The following is a 13,915-nucleotide window of genomic DNA, read 5'->3' as shown; positions in this document are numbered from 1 at the left end:
CTGTCGAATTCATCACGTCAGGAGATCAAACCACATGGCCATTGATATCGGTATCAGCGAAGAAGACCGCAAGTCCATTGTCGACGGGCTTTCACGCTTGTTGTCTGACACCTATGTGCTGTACCTCAAGACCCACAATTTCCACTGGAACGTTACCGGTCCGATGTTCCGGACGCTGCACCTGATGTTCGAGGAGCAATACAACGAGTTGGCGCTGGCGGTTGACCTGATCGCCGAGCGAATCCGTGCGCTCGGCTTCCCAGCACCCGGTGCTTACTCGGTATATGCGCGCTTGTCGTCCATAAAGGAAGAAGAGGGTGTGCCTGGCGCCGAGGACATGATCCGGCAATTGGTCGAAGGGCAGGAAGCAGTGACTCGCACGGCCCGTGGCATCTTTCCTTTATTGGACAAGGTCAGCGACGAACCCACCGCCGACCTGCTGACCCAGCGCATGCAGGTCCATGAAAAAACCGCCTGGATGCTGCGTTCGTTGCTGGAGGATAAGTAAGCCACGCCCAGGCGATGGTGTTGCCGTTGGCATCATCGCCTGGGCGTCAGGTTCCAGGGCTGCGTAATTTGTCGCCAGTCTTCTGTCGGCTTGTCCTACGTTGATGGTCAAAAAGTCATCTGGAACTGGCGAGCCCGTTGAGCTTCCATAGAGCCACAGATCGGTTGTTCCGACTGAGGCTCGTATGGCAAAGGAGTGTCAACGGTATGATTCAAGGAAAAGAACCCCGGGAAGATGGGGGTGGACGCTTGCAGTCTATCCGCGTCGACCCGTTCGTCAGGGGTTTCAATATGCAACTGGCCCGTCCCCTGGCCCGCTCTATCCGGCTCAATGGGTTCGCCACCTGCCTGCGGCTGGAGCAGGTCTATTGGGATATTCTCGGCGACATGGCGCACCTCAACAGTTGCTCCATCAGCACCTTGCTGTCCCATGTGGACAGGGAGGTACACCTGCGCCATGGCGGCGTGCGCAATTTCAGCGGGCTGGTGCGTGTTGTCTGCGTTGTTCACAGTTTGAAGGACGCCGGGATGGAGCATGGTGGGGCGTAGGAGCTGCCGAAGGCTGCGATCTTTTGATCTTGATCTTGACTCTTCGCTTGTGACTCAAGTGTCTGGGGCAAGATCGCAGCCTCGTTGCACTCGTCAGCTCCTACACGCGGTCTTACGGCTGCACAGGCCGCATTTAATGGATATAATCCCGCTCTTTGCCGCAAAGCCCCGCTTTTGCGCGAGTAACCTGATCGCCGAGACAACCCCCATGCCGATGTACGACTATCAATGTGCTTCCTGTGGTCATCAGATGGAAGCCATTCAAAAGATCAGCGCGGCACCGCTGGTCGACTGCCCTGCCTGCCAGGCACCAGAACTGAAAAAGATGCTATCCATGCCTGGTTTCCGCCTCGGTGGCACCGGCTGGTATGAAACCGACTTCAAGACCGGCGCCAAGAAGAACCTGGCCGGTGGCGACAAGGCTGATTGAGTTGAATACGCGCGAGTTCTTGCACGGGCAGGGCCTCCAACCGAATGTCGAATTACGAGAAGTGAAACCACTACCATGATGCGCAGCCATTATTGCGGCCAACTGAACGAAAGCCTGGAAGGCCAGGAAGTTACTCTTTGCGGATGGGTTCATCGTCGCCGTGACCATGGCGGGGTGATTTTCCTCGATATCCGTGATCGTGAAGGCCTGGCCCAGGTGGTGTTCGATCCGGACCGCGCTGAAACCTTCGCCACCGCCGACCGCGTGCGCAGCGAATACGTCGTCAAGATCACCGGCAAGGTGCGCCTGCGCCCAGCCGGCGCCGGCAATCCCAACATGGCGTCCGGCATGATCGAAGTGCTGGGTTATGAGCTGGAAGTGCTGAACGAAGCGGAAACCCCGCCGTTCCCGCTCAATGAATACTCCGACGTCGGTGAAGAAACGCGCCTGCGCTACCGCTTCATCGATCTGCGTCGCCCGGAAATGGCCGAGAAGCTGCGCCTGCGTTCGCGCATGACCACCAGCATCCGTCGCTACCTGGATGAAAACGGCTTCCTCGATGTCGAGACGCCGATCCTGACCCGCGCCACGCCGGAAGGCGCCCGCGACTACCTGGTGCCGAGCCGTACCCACCCCGGCAGTTTCTTTGCCTTGCCGCAGTCGCCGCAGCTGTTCAAGCAACTGCTGATGGTGGCCGGGTTCGATCGCTACTACCAGATCGCCAAGTGCTTCCGCGACGAAGACCTGCGTGCCGACCGTCAGCCTGAGTTCACCCAGATCGACATCGAGACCAGCTTCCTCGATGAAAAAGACATCATGGGCCTGACCGAAGGCATGATCCGCAACCTGTTCAAGGAAGTGCTGGACCTGGAATTCGGTGAGTTCCCGCACATGACCTTCGAAGAGGCCATGCGCCGCTACGGTTCCGACAAGCCTGACCTGCGTAACCCGCTGGAACTGGCGGACGTGGCCGACCAGCTCAAGGATGTCGAGTTCAAGGTGTTCAGCGGTCCTGCAAACGACCCGAAATGCCGTGTTGCCGCCCTGCGCGTACCAGGCGGTGCGAGCATGCCACGCAGCAAGATCGACGATTACACCAAGTTCGTGGGTATCTACGGTGCCCGCGGCCTGGCGTACATCAAGGTCAACGAGCGCGCCAAGGGCGTTGAAGGCCTGCAGTCGCCAATCGTGAAGAACATCCCCGAAGCCAACCTCAACGTGATCCTCGATCGTGTTGGCGCGGTCGATGGCGACATCGTGTTCTTCGGCGCCGACAAGGCCAAGATCGTCAGCGAAGCCTTGGGTGCGCTGCGGATCAAGGTCGGTCACGACCTGGAGCTGCTCACTTGCGAGTGGGCGCCGATGTGGGTCGTGGACTTCCCGATGTTCGAAGAAAACGATGACGGCAGCTTCTCCGCGTTGCACCACCCGTTCACCGCGCCGAAGTGCTCGCCTGAAGAGCTGGAGGCCAACCCGGCCGGCGCACTTTCCCGGGCCTACGACATGGTCCTGAACGGCACCGAGCTGGGTGGCGGTTCGATCCGTATCCACCGCAAGGAAATGCAACAGGCGGTGTTCCGTCTGCTGGGCATCAGCGAAGCCGAGCAGGAAGAGAAGTTCGGCTTCCTGCTGGACGCCCTGAAATACGGCGCCCCGCCCCACGGTGGCCTGGCCTTCGGCCTGGATCGCCTGGTGATGTTGATGACCGGCGCCCAGTCGATCCGCGAAGTGATCGCGTTCCCGAAAACCCAGAGCGCGGCCGATGTCATGACCCAGGCGCCTGGCGTCGTGGACGCCAAGGCGTTGCGCGAGTTGCACATCCGCCTGCGTGAACAGCCAAAGGCTGAGTAAGGCTGGCACCTGAGAGGGCGCATCTTCGGATGCGCCTTTTCGTTGGGGTCGATATTTCTGATTGCCGCCACTGCGCAAGCGCAGGGCGGGCAATGTTCCAGAGCGAAACGGAGCGAGTTATGGCAGGTCATTCCAAGTGGGCGAACATCAAGCACCGCAAAGAACGTCAGGATGCCAAGAGAGGCAAGATTTTCACCAAGTGGATCCGTGAGCTGACGGTCGCGGCCCGCCAGGGTGGCGGTGATCCGGGTTCCAACCCGCGCTTGCGCCTGGCGCTGGATAAGGCGCTGGGCGCGAACATGAGTCGCGACATCATCGACCGGGCCATCGCCCGTGGCGCTGGCGCCACCGAGGCCGACAACGTTGAAGAGCTGACCTATGAAGGCTACGGCCCAGGCGGCGTGGCGGTGATGGTCGAGTGCATGACCGACAACCGCAACCGCACCGCCGCGGCCGTGCGTCACGCCTTCAGCAAATGCGGCGGCAACCTGGGCACCGATGGCTCGGTAGCCTACCTGTTCGAGCGCAAAGGGCAGATCAGCTTTGCGCCGGGCGTCGACGAGGATGCGCTGACCGAAGCGGCCCTCGAAGCCGATGCCGACGACGTGGTCAGCCATGAAGACGGTTCGTTCGACGTGTTCACCTCGTTCGCCAGCTTCTACGCCGTGCGCAACGCCCTGGAGGCGGCCGGTTTTGCGCCTGCGGACGCGGAAATCGTCATGCAGCCGACCACCAGCGCCGAACTCGACCTGGAAGGCGCCGAGAAGGTACTCAAGCTGATCGACATGCTGGAAGACCTGGATGACGTGCAGAACGTTTATTCCAATGCCGATATTCCGGAGTCGGTGGCTGAACAGCTGGGTTGAGAAGGCCTGTTCAACTAATGACGATTGCCAATGACCAACCTGTGGGAGCGAGCTTGCTCGCGATAGCGATACATCAGTCAACACAGTGCTTGCTGACCCGACGCCATCGCGAGCAAGCTCGCTCCCGCAGGTCTGGATAACTCCCCTTCAAACCGCAGGCGCTATGACTTTAATCCTTGGTATCGACCCCGGTTCGCGCATCACCGGCTACGGTGTGGTTCGCGATACCGGGCGCGGCTGCGTGTATGTCGCCTCCGGATGCATCCGCACCGGTGCGGGTGAGCTGCATGAACGCTTGCAGATCGTTTATCGCGGCGTGCGCGAAGTCATCCAGACCTACGGCCCCGTGACCATGGGCATCGAAAAGGTCTTCATGGCCCGTAACGCCGATTCAGCCTTGAAACTTGGGCAGGCCCGAGGCGCGGCGATTGTGGCTGGGGCCGAGGAAAACCTGGAGATCGCCGAGTACACCGCGACCCAGGTCAAGCAGGCGGTCGTCGGAACCGGTGCGGCGAACAAGGAGCAGGTGCAAATGATGGTGATGCACTTGTTGAAATTGGTCAGCAAGCCGCAGATCGACGCCTCCGACGCCCTGGCCATCGCCATTTGCCATGCCCATACCCGCTCCAGTCTGTTGCCCCATGGCTTGGGAGCCGCACGCAGTCGTGGCGGGCGCCTGCGTCTCTGATAGCATCAGCGCTTCATTCATGAGCCCGAGCCTGTTGCGCCTGTATCGTCGGCCTTTATGCTCGGGTTGTTATTCGCCAGCCGGTGGCTGGACAACGCCCAAGGATCTGAAACGTGATTGGACGCTTGCGCGGCACCCTGGCTGAAAAACAGCCGCCGCACCTGATTCTGGATGTAAACGGCCTGGGCTATGAGCTCGAAGTGCCCATGACCACGCTGTATCGCCTGCCGTCGGTCGGCGAGCCGCTGACCCTGCACACCCATTTGGTCGTGCGCGAGGATGCGCAGTTACTCTATGGGTTCGTTGGCAAGCGCGAGCGGGATTTCTTCCGCGAGTTGATCCGTCTCAATGGCGTCGGTCCTAAACTGGCCCTGGCCTTGATGTCGAGCCTGGAAGTCGATGAACTGATTCGTTGCGTGCAGTCCCAGGACACCTCGGCCCTGACCAAGGTGCCGGGCGTGGGCAAGAAAACCGCCGAGCGCCTGCTGGTAGAACTCAAGGATCGCTTCAAGGCCTGGGAGGCGGTGCCGGCGATGTTCGCGTTGGTACCAAACCAGCCGGATGCGCCTGCGCCTGCGGTTAGCGCTGAAAACGATGCGGTCACCGCGCTGATTTCCTTGGGCTACAAGCCGCAGGAAGCCAGCAAGGCGATTTCCGCGATCAAGGAAAAAGGCCTGAGCACCGAAGACATGATTCGCCGTGCCCTGAAGGGAATGATTTAAGTGATTGAAGCTGACCGCCTGATCGCCGCCACGGGCGCCCCCCGTGACCGCGAGGAAATCCAGGACCGCGCGATTCGTCCTGTCAGCCTGGCCGATTACATCGGTCAACCGACCGTGCGCGAGCAGATGGAGCTGTTCATCCAGGCTGCCCGTGGGCGCAGCGAGTCGCTGGACCACACCTTGATCTTCGGCCCGCCGGGCTTGGGCAAGACCACCCTGGCCAATATCATCGCCCAGGAAATGGGGGTGTCGATCAAGAGCACGTCCGGGCCGGTGCTCGAGCGACCGGGCGACCTGGCGGCGCTTTTGACCAACCTTGAACCTCATGACGTACTCTTCATCGACGAAATCCATCGGCTGTCGCCAATCGTCGAAGAAGTGCTGTACCCGGCCATGGAAGATTTCCAGCTCGACATCATGATCGGCGAAGGGCCGGCGGCGCGTTCCATCAAGCTCGACCTGCCACCCTTCACCCTGGTGGGGGCCACCACCCGCGCCGGCATGCTGACCAACCCGCTGCGTGACCGATTCGGTATCGTCCAGCGCCTGGAGTTCTACAACAACGCCGACCTGGCGACGATTGTCAGCCGCTCGGCCGGCATCCTCGGCTTGCCGCTGGACCCGGACGGCGCCTACGAAGTCGCCCGTCGGGCCCGCGGTACGCCGCGGATCGCCAACCGCCTGCTGCGCCGGGTCCGGGACTTTGCCGAAGTCCGGGCCAAGGGCCATATCACCAAGCCGATCGCCGACCTGGCGCTGAACCTGCTGGACATTGACGAACGCGGTTTCGATCACCAGGACCGGCGCCTGCTGTTGACCATGATCGAGAAATTCGACGGTGGCCCGGTGGGTGTGGACAGCCTGGCCGCCGCCATCAGCGAAGAGCGTCATACGATTGAAGATGTGCTGGAGCCGTACCTGATCCAACAGGGCTATATCATGCGCACCCCGCGCGGGCGCGTGGTGACGCGGCATGCTTATCTGCACTTCGGCTTAAACATCCCGACACGAATGGGCGAGATGCCGGTGGTAGACGAGTTCCTCGATGCGGTAGACGATTGAACGCGCTTTGTACGACGACTTTTTTCCGGTTGGTGCTGTCCCAGACCACGCCTGGAGCGTCAATGCGTTCGAGAATGAAAAAACAGTTGCCTGGCCGATTGGCAACCTGAGGAGTAAGCACTAGAGTATGCGCGCGCAAAACGGGCTGGAGTCGTTCGCACATCGCTGTCGCGTTTATTACGAGGACACCGATGCCGGCGGCATCGTTTACTACGTCAATTACCTCAAGTTTATGGAACGGGCTCGAACCGAACGGCTGCGGGAACTGGGTTTCGCCCAATCCGCGCTGGCAGGGGAGGACCTGTTATTCGTCGTGCATTCCAGCGAAGCGCGTTATCACGCGCCGGCGCGACTGGACGATGAGCTTGTGGTGACTGCCGATGTCATCGAGTTGAACCGCGTCAGCCTGCGCTTCAAGCAGCAGGTCAGGCGCGCTGCGGATAATGTGCTGCTCTGCGAAGGGCAGTTTTTGGTGGCCTGTGTGCGCACCCATAGTTTGAAACCCCGGGCCATTCCCGAAGCTCTACGTGCGGCCTTTGCCGGCGTGAGCGGCGCGGGTACACACTCAGAGCAGGAGATAAAGCGTGGAAGCTAACGTCGTCGACCATTCCTCCATGTGGAGCCTGGTCAGCAATGCCAGCGTCGTGGTGCAACTGGTAATGCTGACCCTGGTAGCCGCATCGGTGACCTCGTGGATCATGATCTTTCAGCGCAGCAACATGCTGCGCGCCGGTCGCCGTGCCCTGGAGAGCTTCGAAGAGCGCTTCTGGTCCGGCATCGACCTGTCCAAGCTGTACCGCCAGGCCGGCAGCAATCCGGACCCGGATTCGGGCGTCGAGCAGATCTTCCGCGCCGGTTTCAAGGAATTCTCCCGTCTGCGCCAGCAGCCCGGTGTGGATCCTGAAGCGGTCATGGAAGGCGTGGCCCGTGCCATGCGCGTCGCCATTTCCCGCGAGGAAGAAAAACTTGAACAGGGCCTGCCGTTCCTGGCGACCGTCGGTTCGGTCAGCCCGTACATCGGCCTGTTCGGTACCGTGTGGGGGATCATGAACTCCTTCCGTGGCCTGGCATCCGCCCAGCAAGCGACCCTGGCTACCGTGGCCCCGGGTATCGCCGAGGCGCTGATCGCCACCGCCATCGGCCTGTTCGCGGCGATCCCGGCCGTTATCGCCTACAACCGCTTCGCTGCCCGCAGCGAAACGCTGACCAGCCGCTACTACACGTTCGCCGATGAATTCCAGGCGATCCTGCACCGCAAAGTGCACACCAGCGAAGAATAAGCAGGTATTTCCCGATGGCTTTAATCGCTCGAGCCCGAAACAAGCGCAAGCCGGTTGCCGAGATGAACGTGGTGCCCTACATCGACGTGATGCTGGTACTGCTGGTCATCTTCATGGTGACCGCGCCGATGCTCAATCAGGGCGTGAAGGTCGATCTGCCCAAGGTTTCCAGCGAAGCCTTGCCGCAGGACAACAACACCCAGGTCCTGACCATTTCGATCAAGGCTGACAAGACCTATTACTGGAACCTTGGCAGCGAAGTCGACACCGAGAAACAGCAGGACCGGGCCATGACCCTGCCGCAGATGACCGACGCGGTGACCAAGATCATTCGTGTCGGCAACGATGCCGGCAAGCGCACCCAGGTGTTCATTCGCGGCGACAAGACCGTCGACTACGGTGCCGTGATGGGCGCCATGGGCGGCCTGCAGAAAGCCGGGGTTGGTAACGTTGGCTTGATCACTGAGGCGCCCTGATGCAGCAACAGCGAGAGCCGTCCGCCTCGGAAAGCTACTTCTGGCCTAGTGTCCTTGCCATCGGCCTGCATGTGCTGGTGTTCGGCATGCTGTTCGTCAGCTTTGCCATGACCCCGGAATTGCCGCCGGCCAAGCCGATCGTGCAGGCGACCCTTTACCAGATCAAGTCGAAGAGCCAGGCCACGACGCAGACCAACCAGAAGCTTGCCGGCGAAGCGAAGAAATCCGCCGCGCGCCAGACTGAAGTCGAGCAGATGGAGCAGAAGAAGGTCGAGCAGGAAGCCGTGAGGGCCGCGGAACAAAAGAAAGAAGAAGCTGCTCAAAAGGCCGAAGAAGCGAAGAAGGCCGACGAGGCGAAGAAAGCGGACGAGGCTAAAAAGGCAGACGAAGCCAAGAAAGCCGACGACGCGAAGAAAGCCGCCGAAGCCAAGAAGGCAGAAGAGAAACAATTGGCTGATATAGCCAAGAAGAAAGCCGAAGAAGAAGCCAAGAAAGCCGCTGAAGAAGAGGCCAAGAAAGCGGCCGCTGAAGAAGCGAAGAAAAAGATTGTCGAGGACGCGAAGAAAAAAGCGGCCGAAGACGCCAAGAAGAAAGCTGAAGCTGAAGAGGCGAAAAAGAAAGTCGCCGAAGACGCGAAGAAGAAAGCCGCCGCCGACGCCGCCAAGAAAAAGGCCCAGGACGCAGCGCGTAAGTCCGCCGAAGAGAAAAAGGCCCAGGCCTTGGCAGATTTGCTTTCCGACACGCCGGAGCGCCAGCAGGCATTGGCCGACGAGCAGGGCGATGAAGTCGCCGGCAGTTTCGACGATCTGATTCGTGCCCGTGCGGCGGAAGGCTGGGCTCGTCCACCTTCGGCGCGCAAAGGCATGACAGTTGTATTGCAAATCGGCATGTTGCCCGACGGTACGGTTACCTCGGTCAGCGTGGCCAAGTCCAGTGGCGATGGTCCGTTCGACGCTTCGGCGGTCGCGGCGGTCAAGAACATTGGGCGGTTGACGGAAATGCAAGGAATGAAGCCGAGCGATTTTGCTCCCTATCGTTCGTTCAAGATGACATTCACACCTGAGGATCTAGCCTTGTGAGAAACCTTCTTCGATCAATGCTTGTCGTTATCTGCTGCCTGGCAGGGATAGCGATGGCAGAGGAAAAGAACATCCTGGTCACCAGCGGCAGCGACCGGGCCACCCCGATCGCCGTCGTACCGTTCGGTTGGCAGGGCGGCAGCGTCCTGCCGGACGACATGGCGGAAATCATCGGCAACGACCTGCGCAACTCCGGTTACTACGCGCCGATTCCGAAGCAGAACATGATCGGCCTGCCAACCCAGGCCAGCGAAGTCATCTACCGTGACTGGAAGGCCCTGGGCGCCCAGTACATCATGGTCGGCAGCATCGTTCCGGCGGGCGGTCGCCTGCAGGTGCAATACGCCCTGTTCAATGTCGCCACCGAACAGCAAGTGCTGACCGGTAGCGTATCGGGCAGCGTTGACCAACTGCGTGACATGGCGCATTACATCGCCGACCAGTCGTTCGAAAAGCTCACCGGCATCAAGGGTGCGTTCTCTACGCGTATGCTTTACGTGACGGCTGAGCGCTTCTCCGAGAACAACACCCGCTACACCCTGCAGCGTTCCGACTATGACGGCGCCCGAGCGGTGACGTTGCTGCAATCGCGCGAGCCGATCCTGTCGCCGCGTTTTGCGCCTGACGGCAAGCGTATCGCCTATGTCTCGTTCGAGCAGAAGCGTCCACGTATTTTCGTGCAGCACATCGACACTGGTCGTCGTGAGCAGATCACCAATTTCGAAGGCCTGAACGGCGCGCCAGCCTGGTCGCCGGACGGTTCGCGCCTGGCGTTCGTACTGTCCAAGGACGGTAACCCGGACGTCTACGTGATGAACTTGGCGTCTCGTTCGATCTCGCGCGTGACCAACGGCCCGGGCATCAACACCGAACCGTTCTGGGGCAAGGATGGCTCGACCATCTACTTCACCTCCGACCGTGGCGGCAAGCCGCAGATCTACAAGACCAGCGCTGGTGGCGGTGGTGCCGAACGCGTGACTTTCGTCGGTAACTACAACGCCAACCCTAAACTGTCGGCGGACGAAAAGACCCTGGTCATGATCCATCGCCAGGATGGTTTCACCAATTTCAAGGTGGCGGCCCAGGATTTGCAGCGCGGAAGCGTAAAAATCCTCACTGATAGCACTCTGGACGAGTCACCTACTGTTGCGCCCAACGGCACCATGGTAATCTACGCCACCCGCCAGCAGGGCCGGGGAGTCTTGATGCTCGTGTCCATTAATGGACGCGTGAGGCTCCCGCTTCCTACCGCTCAAGGCGAAGTCAGAGAACCGTCCTGGTCCCCTTACCTGAACTGACGCGGCGCAATACGTTTTACTTAACACACTGGGGTTCATTAGGAGTTTCACGATGGAAATGCTGAAGTTTGGTAAATTTGCTGCGCTGGCTCTGGCCATGGCTGTAGCTGTAGGTTGCTCGTCCAAAGGCGGCGACAACGCCGGTGAAGGCGCTGTTGATCCAAACGCTGGTTACGGCGCTAACACCGGTGCAGTTGACGGCTCCATGAGCGAAGAAGCTGCTCTGCGCGCAATCACCACCTTCTACTTCGAATACGACAGCTCGGACCTGAAGCCAGAAGCCATGCGCGCTCTGGACGTTCACGCCAAAGACCTGAAAGCAAACGGCGCTCGCGTTGTTCTGGAAGGCAACACCGACGAACGTGGTACTCGTGAGTACAACATGGCACTGGGCGAGCGTCGTGCGAAAGCCGTTCAACGCTACCTGGTACTGCAAGGTGTTTCCCCAGCTCAGCTGGAACTGGTTTCCTACGGCGAAGAGCGTCCAGTTGCTACCGGCAACGACGAGCAGTCCTGGGCTCAAAACCGTCGCGTCGAACTGCGTAAGTAATTCGTCATGCGAACGTGCCGTCGTGCTGTAACTGTTCTGGCTCTCAGCCTCGCGCCGCTTGCGGCGTGGGCTGCGGTTCCTGTGGTCGATAACGATGCCGGCTATAACAATAGCGGGAGCAGTTATCCGCCTGCAGGTTACGGTACGAACGGCGCCTATGCCGGGGGAGGGGTTTCGGCCCCTGTCTCGGCACAGGGCCAGCTGTTCAACCAACTGCAGCAAATGCAGGATCAGATCTCGCGCCAACAGGGTGTGATTGAAGAACTGCAAAATGATATTTCGCGCATGAAGCAGGAAAACCTGGAGCGATACCAGGATCTTGATCGGCGCATAGGAACCGGCGTTGCACCTGCCGCGACTCCTGAGAATTCTCCAGCCGGTGGCGATCTGAACGCCCCCGGTGCAGCCGCAGGCGCTGGGGCGAGTGCTCCAGCAGCACCTGCTGCCGGTGGCGAGCCGGCTGATCCGGCGAAGGAAAAGCTCTACTACGATGCTGCCTTCGACTTGATCAAGGCCAAGGATTTCGACAAGGCCAGCCAGGCCTTTGCCGCTTTCCTGCGCAAATACCCAAACAGCCAGTACGCGGGCAACGCCCAATACTGGCTGGGTGAGGTGAACCTGGCCAAGGGTGACCTGCAAGGTGCCGGCCAGGCATTCGCCAAGGTTTCGCAACTGTATCCCAAGCACGCCAAGGTGCCGGATTCGCTGTACAAGCTGGCTGACGTAGAGCGCCGCCTCGGTCACACCGACAAGGTAAAGGGCATTCTGCAGCAGGTGGTGGCCCAGTATCCGGGGACATCCGCCGCTCAGTTGGCCCAGCGCGATCTGCAGCGCATGTAAGGCTGTTTGAACCCGCTTGGAAGAAACCCGCGCCTGTCGCGGGTTTTTTCGTTAGAATTCACGCCCTTTTTATGAAACACGCTTCTTGGGATCTACGCGTTGGCGGGGTTCCTTGAGGTGCCTGACGGAGGCGGACAGCCTGTTTAGCTGTTACGCCCGTGGCGACTATGCAAGACACATTGAGAATTACCGAAGTTTTTTACTCGTTGCAGGGTGAAACGCGAACGGCCGGGCTGCCCACTGTTTTTGTGCGCCTTACCGGTTGCCCATTGCGTTGCCAATACTGCGACAGTGCCTACGCCTTCAATGGCGGCACCTTGCGCACCCTCGACGATCTCCTCGAACAAGTGGCCGGCTTCCGTCCGCGTTATGTTTGCGTCACGGGGGGTGAGCCATTGGCGCAGCCCAATGCCATCCCCTTGCTCAAGCAATTGTGCGATGCAGGCTATGAGGTTTCCCTGGAAACCAGTGGCGCGCTGGATATATCGGCGGTCGATCCGCGGGTCAGCCGCGTCGTGGACCTCAAGACTCCTGGTTCGAAAGAAGCCCACCGCAACCGCTATGAGAACATCGAGCTGCTGACGCCCAACGATCAGGTCAAGTTCGTCATCTGTTCGCGGGAAGACTACGACTGGGCGGTGTCCAAGCTGATCCAGTACGGTCTGGACCAACGGGCTGGCGAGGTGCTGTTTTCCCCTAGTCACCACGACCTGAATGCTCGGGAGCTGGCGGACTGGGTGGTGGCGGATAACTTGCCGGTGCGCCTGCAACTGCAACTGCACAAATATCTTTGGAACGACGAGCCGGGGCGCTGACATGACTGAACAATTAACCACTCCAGAAAAGCGCGCGGTCATCCTGCTGTCGGGCGGCCTGGATTCGGCCACGGTCGTAGCCATGGCCCGCGCCGAAGGCTATCGCTGCTACACAATGAGTTTCGACTATGGCCAGCGCCACCGTGCCGAGTTGCACGCCGCCGAGCGGGTCGCCCGAGACCTGGGCGTTGTCGAGCACAAGGTGATCGGCCTGAACCTCAACGGCATCGGCGGTTCCGCCCTGACTGACAGTTCCATCGATGTTCCCGAGGCGCCGAGTGAAGGCATTCCGGTGACTTATGTGCCGGCGCGCAACACGGTGTTCCTGTCCCTGGCGCTGGGTTGGGCCGAAGTGCTGGGTGCCCGTGACATTTTCATCGGTGTCAACGCGGTGGATTATTCCGGCTATCCGGATTGCCGTCCGGAGTTTGTCGAGGCCTTCGAACGCATGGCGAATCTGGCGACCAAGGCCGGCGTAGAGGGGCAGGGTTTCCGGATCCAGGCGCCTCTGCAGAACCTCAGCAAGGCTGACATCGTCAGGGCAGGGGTGAAGCTTGGGGTGGATTATGGCCTTACTGTTTCGTGTTATCAGGCCGACGATCAGGGCCGCGCTTGCGGCAAATGCGACAGCTGCCGCCTGCGTGCCGAAGGCTTCGCGGCGGCGGGTGTGAGCGATCCAACCCCTTATTTTTGATTTATTTCAAATTAAGTGTTGAATAGTCCTTAGAAATCAGTATTATACGCGCCACCACACAGCGGGTCGTTAGCTCAGTTGGTAGAGCAGTTGGCTTTTAACCAATTGGTCGTAGGTTCGAATCCCACACGACCCACCATTTTCTGTAGTTTTAAAAATCTGGAAGGCCCACGAAAGTGAGGATTTCCGGATTTTTTTTTGCCTGAAA

General features: G+C 59.9%; 17 protein-coding genes and 1 tRNA gene. All 18 read left to right on the top strand.

The window, feature by feature from the left end; all coding sequences use genetic code 11:
* Positions 1-34 precede the first annotated feature (34 nt).
* The 18 genes from Q7C33_RS01295 to Q7C33_RS01210 all read left to right on the top strand — a co-directional run bounded on the left by Q7C33_RS01295 (position 35) and on the right by Q7C33_RS01210 (position 13,846).
* Entirely contained in the window at positions 35-508 is a 474-nt protein-coding gene (locus tag Q7C33_RS01295; protein WP_030140806.1) for a Dps family protein, read from the top strand.
* A 206-nt stretch (positions 509-714) separates the two neighbouring features.
* A complete protein-coding gene (locus Q7C33_RS01290) occupies positions 715-1,056 on the top strand; it encodes a ribbon-helix-helix domain-containing protein (protein WP_407682695.1) in 342 nt (113 codons plus the stop codon).
* 208 nt (positions 1,057-1,264) lie between these two features.
* Positions 1,265-1,486, top strand: coding sequence for an FmdB family zinc ribbon protein (locus Q7C33_RS01285; RefSeq protein WP_003178589.1), 222 nt, complete (start codon positions 1,265-1,267; stop codon positions 1,484-1,486).
* 75 nt (positions 1,487-1,561) lie between these two features.
* Positions 1,562-3,337: an aspartate--tRNA ligase gene (aspS, locus tag Q7C33_RS01280; RefSeq protein WP_407682694.1), complete on the top strand. Its 1,776-nt coding sequence runs from the start codon at positions 1,562-1,564 to the stop codon at positions 3,335-3,337.
* 119 nt (positions 3,338-3,456) lie between these two features.
* A complete protein-coding gene (locus tag Q7C33_RS01275) occupies positions 3,457-4,203 on the top strand; it encodes a YebC/PmpR family DNA-binding transcriptional regulator (protein ID WP_030140803.1) in 747 nt (248 codons plus the stop codon).
* Between the two features lie 163 nt (positions 4,204-4,366).
* Entirely contained in the window at positions 4,367-4,891 is a 525-nt protein-coding gene (ruvC, locus tag Q7C33_RS01270) for a crossover junction endodeoxyribonuclease RuvC (protein ID WP_030140802.1), read from the top strand.
* 113 nt (positions 4,892-5,004) lie between these two features.
* Positions 5,005-5,613 carry a Holliday junction branch migration protein RuvA gene (gene ruvA, locus Q7C33_RS01265; RefSeq protein WP_030140801.1) on the top strand — a complete coding sequence of 203 codons (609 nt, stop codon included), beginning with the start codon at positions 5,005-5,007 and terminating at the stop codon, positions 5,611-5,613.
* On the top strand, positions 5,614-6,675 hold the full coding sequence (gene ruvB / locus Q7C33_RS01260; protein WP_030140800.1) for a Holliday junction branch migration DNA helicase RuvB: 1,062 nt from the start codon (positions 5,614-5,616) through the stop codon (positions 6,673-6,675).
* Between the two features lie 127 nt (positions 6,676-6,802).
* The gene (gene ybgC, locus Q7C33_RS01255; RefSeq protein ID WP_030140799.1) at positions 6,803-7,270 is read left to right on the top strand and encodes a tol-pal system-associated acyl-CoA thioesterase; all 468 of its coding nucleotides are present in this window, start codon (positions 6,803-6,805) and stop codon (positions 7,268-7,270) included.
* Positions 7,260-7,955, top strand: a complete 696-nt coding sequence (tolQ, locus tag Q7C33_RS01250) for a protein TolQ (RefSeq protein WP_030140798.1) — start codon at positions 7,260-7,262, stop codon at positions 7,953-7,955. Before ybgC ends, tolQ begins: the two co-directional genes overlap by 11 nt.
* Positions 7,956-7,978: 23 nt before the next feature.
* Positions 7,979-8,431 (top strand): protein TolR, encoded by a 453-nt coding sequence (tolR, locus tag Q7C33_RS01245; RefSeq protein WP_161796096.1) that lies wholly within the window; start codon positions 7,979-7,981, stop codon positions 8,429-8,431.
* Entirely contained in the window at positions 8,431-9,510 is a 1,080-nt protein-coding gene (tolA, locus tag Q7C33_RS01240) for a cell envelope integrity protein TolA (protein WP_407682693.1), read from the top strand. Before tolR ends, tolA begins: the two co-directional genes overlap by 1 nt.
* Positions 9,511-9,563: 53 nt before the next feature.
* A complete protein-coding gene (gene tolB, locus Q7C33_RS01235) occupies positions 9,564-10,808 on the top strand; it encodes a Tol-Pal system beta propeller repeat protein TolB (protein ID WP_407682692.1) in 1,245 nt (414 codons plus the stop codon).
* 52 nt (positions 10,809-10,860) lie between these two features.
* Positions 10,861-11,358 (top strand): peptidoglycan-associated lipoprotein Pal, encoded by a 498-nt coding sequence (pal, locus tag Q7C33_RS01230; RefSeq protein WP_030140795.1) that lies wholly within the window; start codon positions 10,861-10,863, stop codon positions 11,356-11,358.
* Between the two features lie 6 nt (positions 11,359-11,364).
* Entirely contained in the window at positions 11,365-12,198 is an 834-nt protein-coding gene (gene ybgF, locus Q7C33_RS01225) for a tol-pal system protein YbgF (RefSeq protein ID WP_030140794.1), read from the top strand.
* A 167-nt stretch (positions 12,199-12,365) separates the two neighbouring features.
* Positions 12,366-13,013, top strand: coding sequence for a 7-carboxy-7-deazaguanine synthase QueE (queE, locus tag Q7C33_RS01220; protein WP_030140793.1), 648 nt, complete (start codon positions 12,366-12,368; stop codon positions 13,011-13,013).
* 1 nt (position 13,014) lies between these two features.
* Positions 13,015-13,707: a 7-cyano-7-deazaguanine synthase QueC gene (queC, locus tag Q7C33_RS01215; protein ID WP_030140792.1), complete on the top strand. Its 693-nt coding sequence runs from the start codon at positions 13,015-13,017 to the stop codon at positions 13,705-13,707.
* Between the two features lie 63 nt (positions 13,708-13,770).
* Positions 13,771-13,846 (top strand) — tRNA-Lys (locus Q7C33_RS01210).
* The last annotated feature ends 69 nt before the right edge of the window (positions 13,847-13,915 follow it).

Origin of the sequence: Pseudomonas sp. BP11-1-1 (assembly GCF_052112105.1) — a bacterium.
Taxonomy (GTDB): domain Bacteria; phylum Pseudomonadota; class Gammaproteobacteria; order Pseudomonadales; family Pseudomonadaceae; genus Aquipseudomonas; species Aquipseudomonas alvandae.
This window is presented reverse-complemented; position numbering and strand designations above follow the sequence as displayed.

Coding starts and splice junctions, on each gene's coding strand:
- Q7C33_RS01295 (WP_030140806.1), top strand. CDS start 35: ATGGCCATTGATATCGGTATCAGCGAAGAAGACCGCAAGTCCATTGTC.
- Q7C33_RS01290 (WP_407682695.1), top strand. CDS start 715: ATGATTCAAGGAAAAGAACCCCGGGAAGATGGGGGTGGACGCTTGCAG.
- Q7C33_RS01285 (WP_003178589.1), top strand. CDS start 1,265: ATGCCGATGTACGACTATCAATGTGCTTCCTGTGGTCATCAGATGGAA.
- aspS (WP_407682694.1), top strand. CDS start 1,562: ATGATGCGCAGCCATTATTGCGGCCAACTGAACGAAAGCCTGGAAGGC.
- Q7C33_RS01275 (WP_030140803.1), top strand. CDS start 3,457: ATGGCAGGTCATTCCAAGTGGGCGAACATCAAGCACCGCAAAGAACGT.
- ruvC (WP_030140802.1), top strand. CDS start 4,367: ATGACTTTAATCCTTGGTATCGACCCCGGTTCGCGCATCACCGGCTAC.
- ybgC (WP_030140799.1), top strand. CDS start 6,803: ATGCGCGCGCAAAACGGGCTGGAGTCGTTCGCACATCGCTGTCGCGTT.
- tolA (WP_407682693.1), top strand. CDS start 8,431: ATGCAGCAACAGCGAGAGCCGTCCGCCTCGGAAAGCTACTTCTGGCCT.
- tolB (WP_407682692.1), top strand. CDS start 9,564: ATGGCAGAGGAAAAGAACATCCTGGTCACCAGCGGCAGCGACCGGGCC.
- pal (WP_030140795.1), top strand. CDS start 10,861: ATGGAAATGCTGAAGTTTGGTAAATTTGCTGCGCTGGCTCTGGCCATG.
- ybgF (WP_030140794.1), top strand. CDS start 11,365: ATGCGAACGTGCCGTCGTGCTGTAACTGTTCTGGCTCTCAGCCTCGCG.
- queE (WP_030140793.1), top strand. CDS start 12,366: ATGCAAGACACATTGAGAATTACCGAAGTTTTTTACTCGTTGCAGGGT.
- queC (WP_030140792.1), top strand. CDS start 13,015: ATGACTGAACAATTAACCACTCCAGAAAAGCGCGCGGTCATCCTGCTG.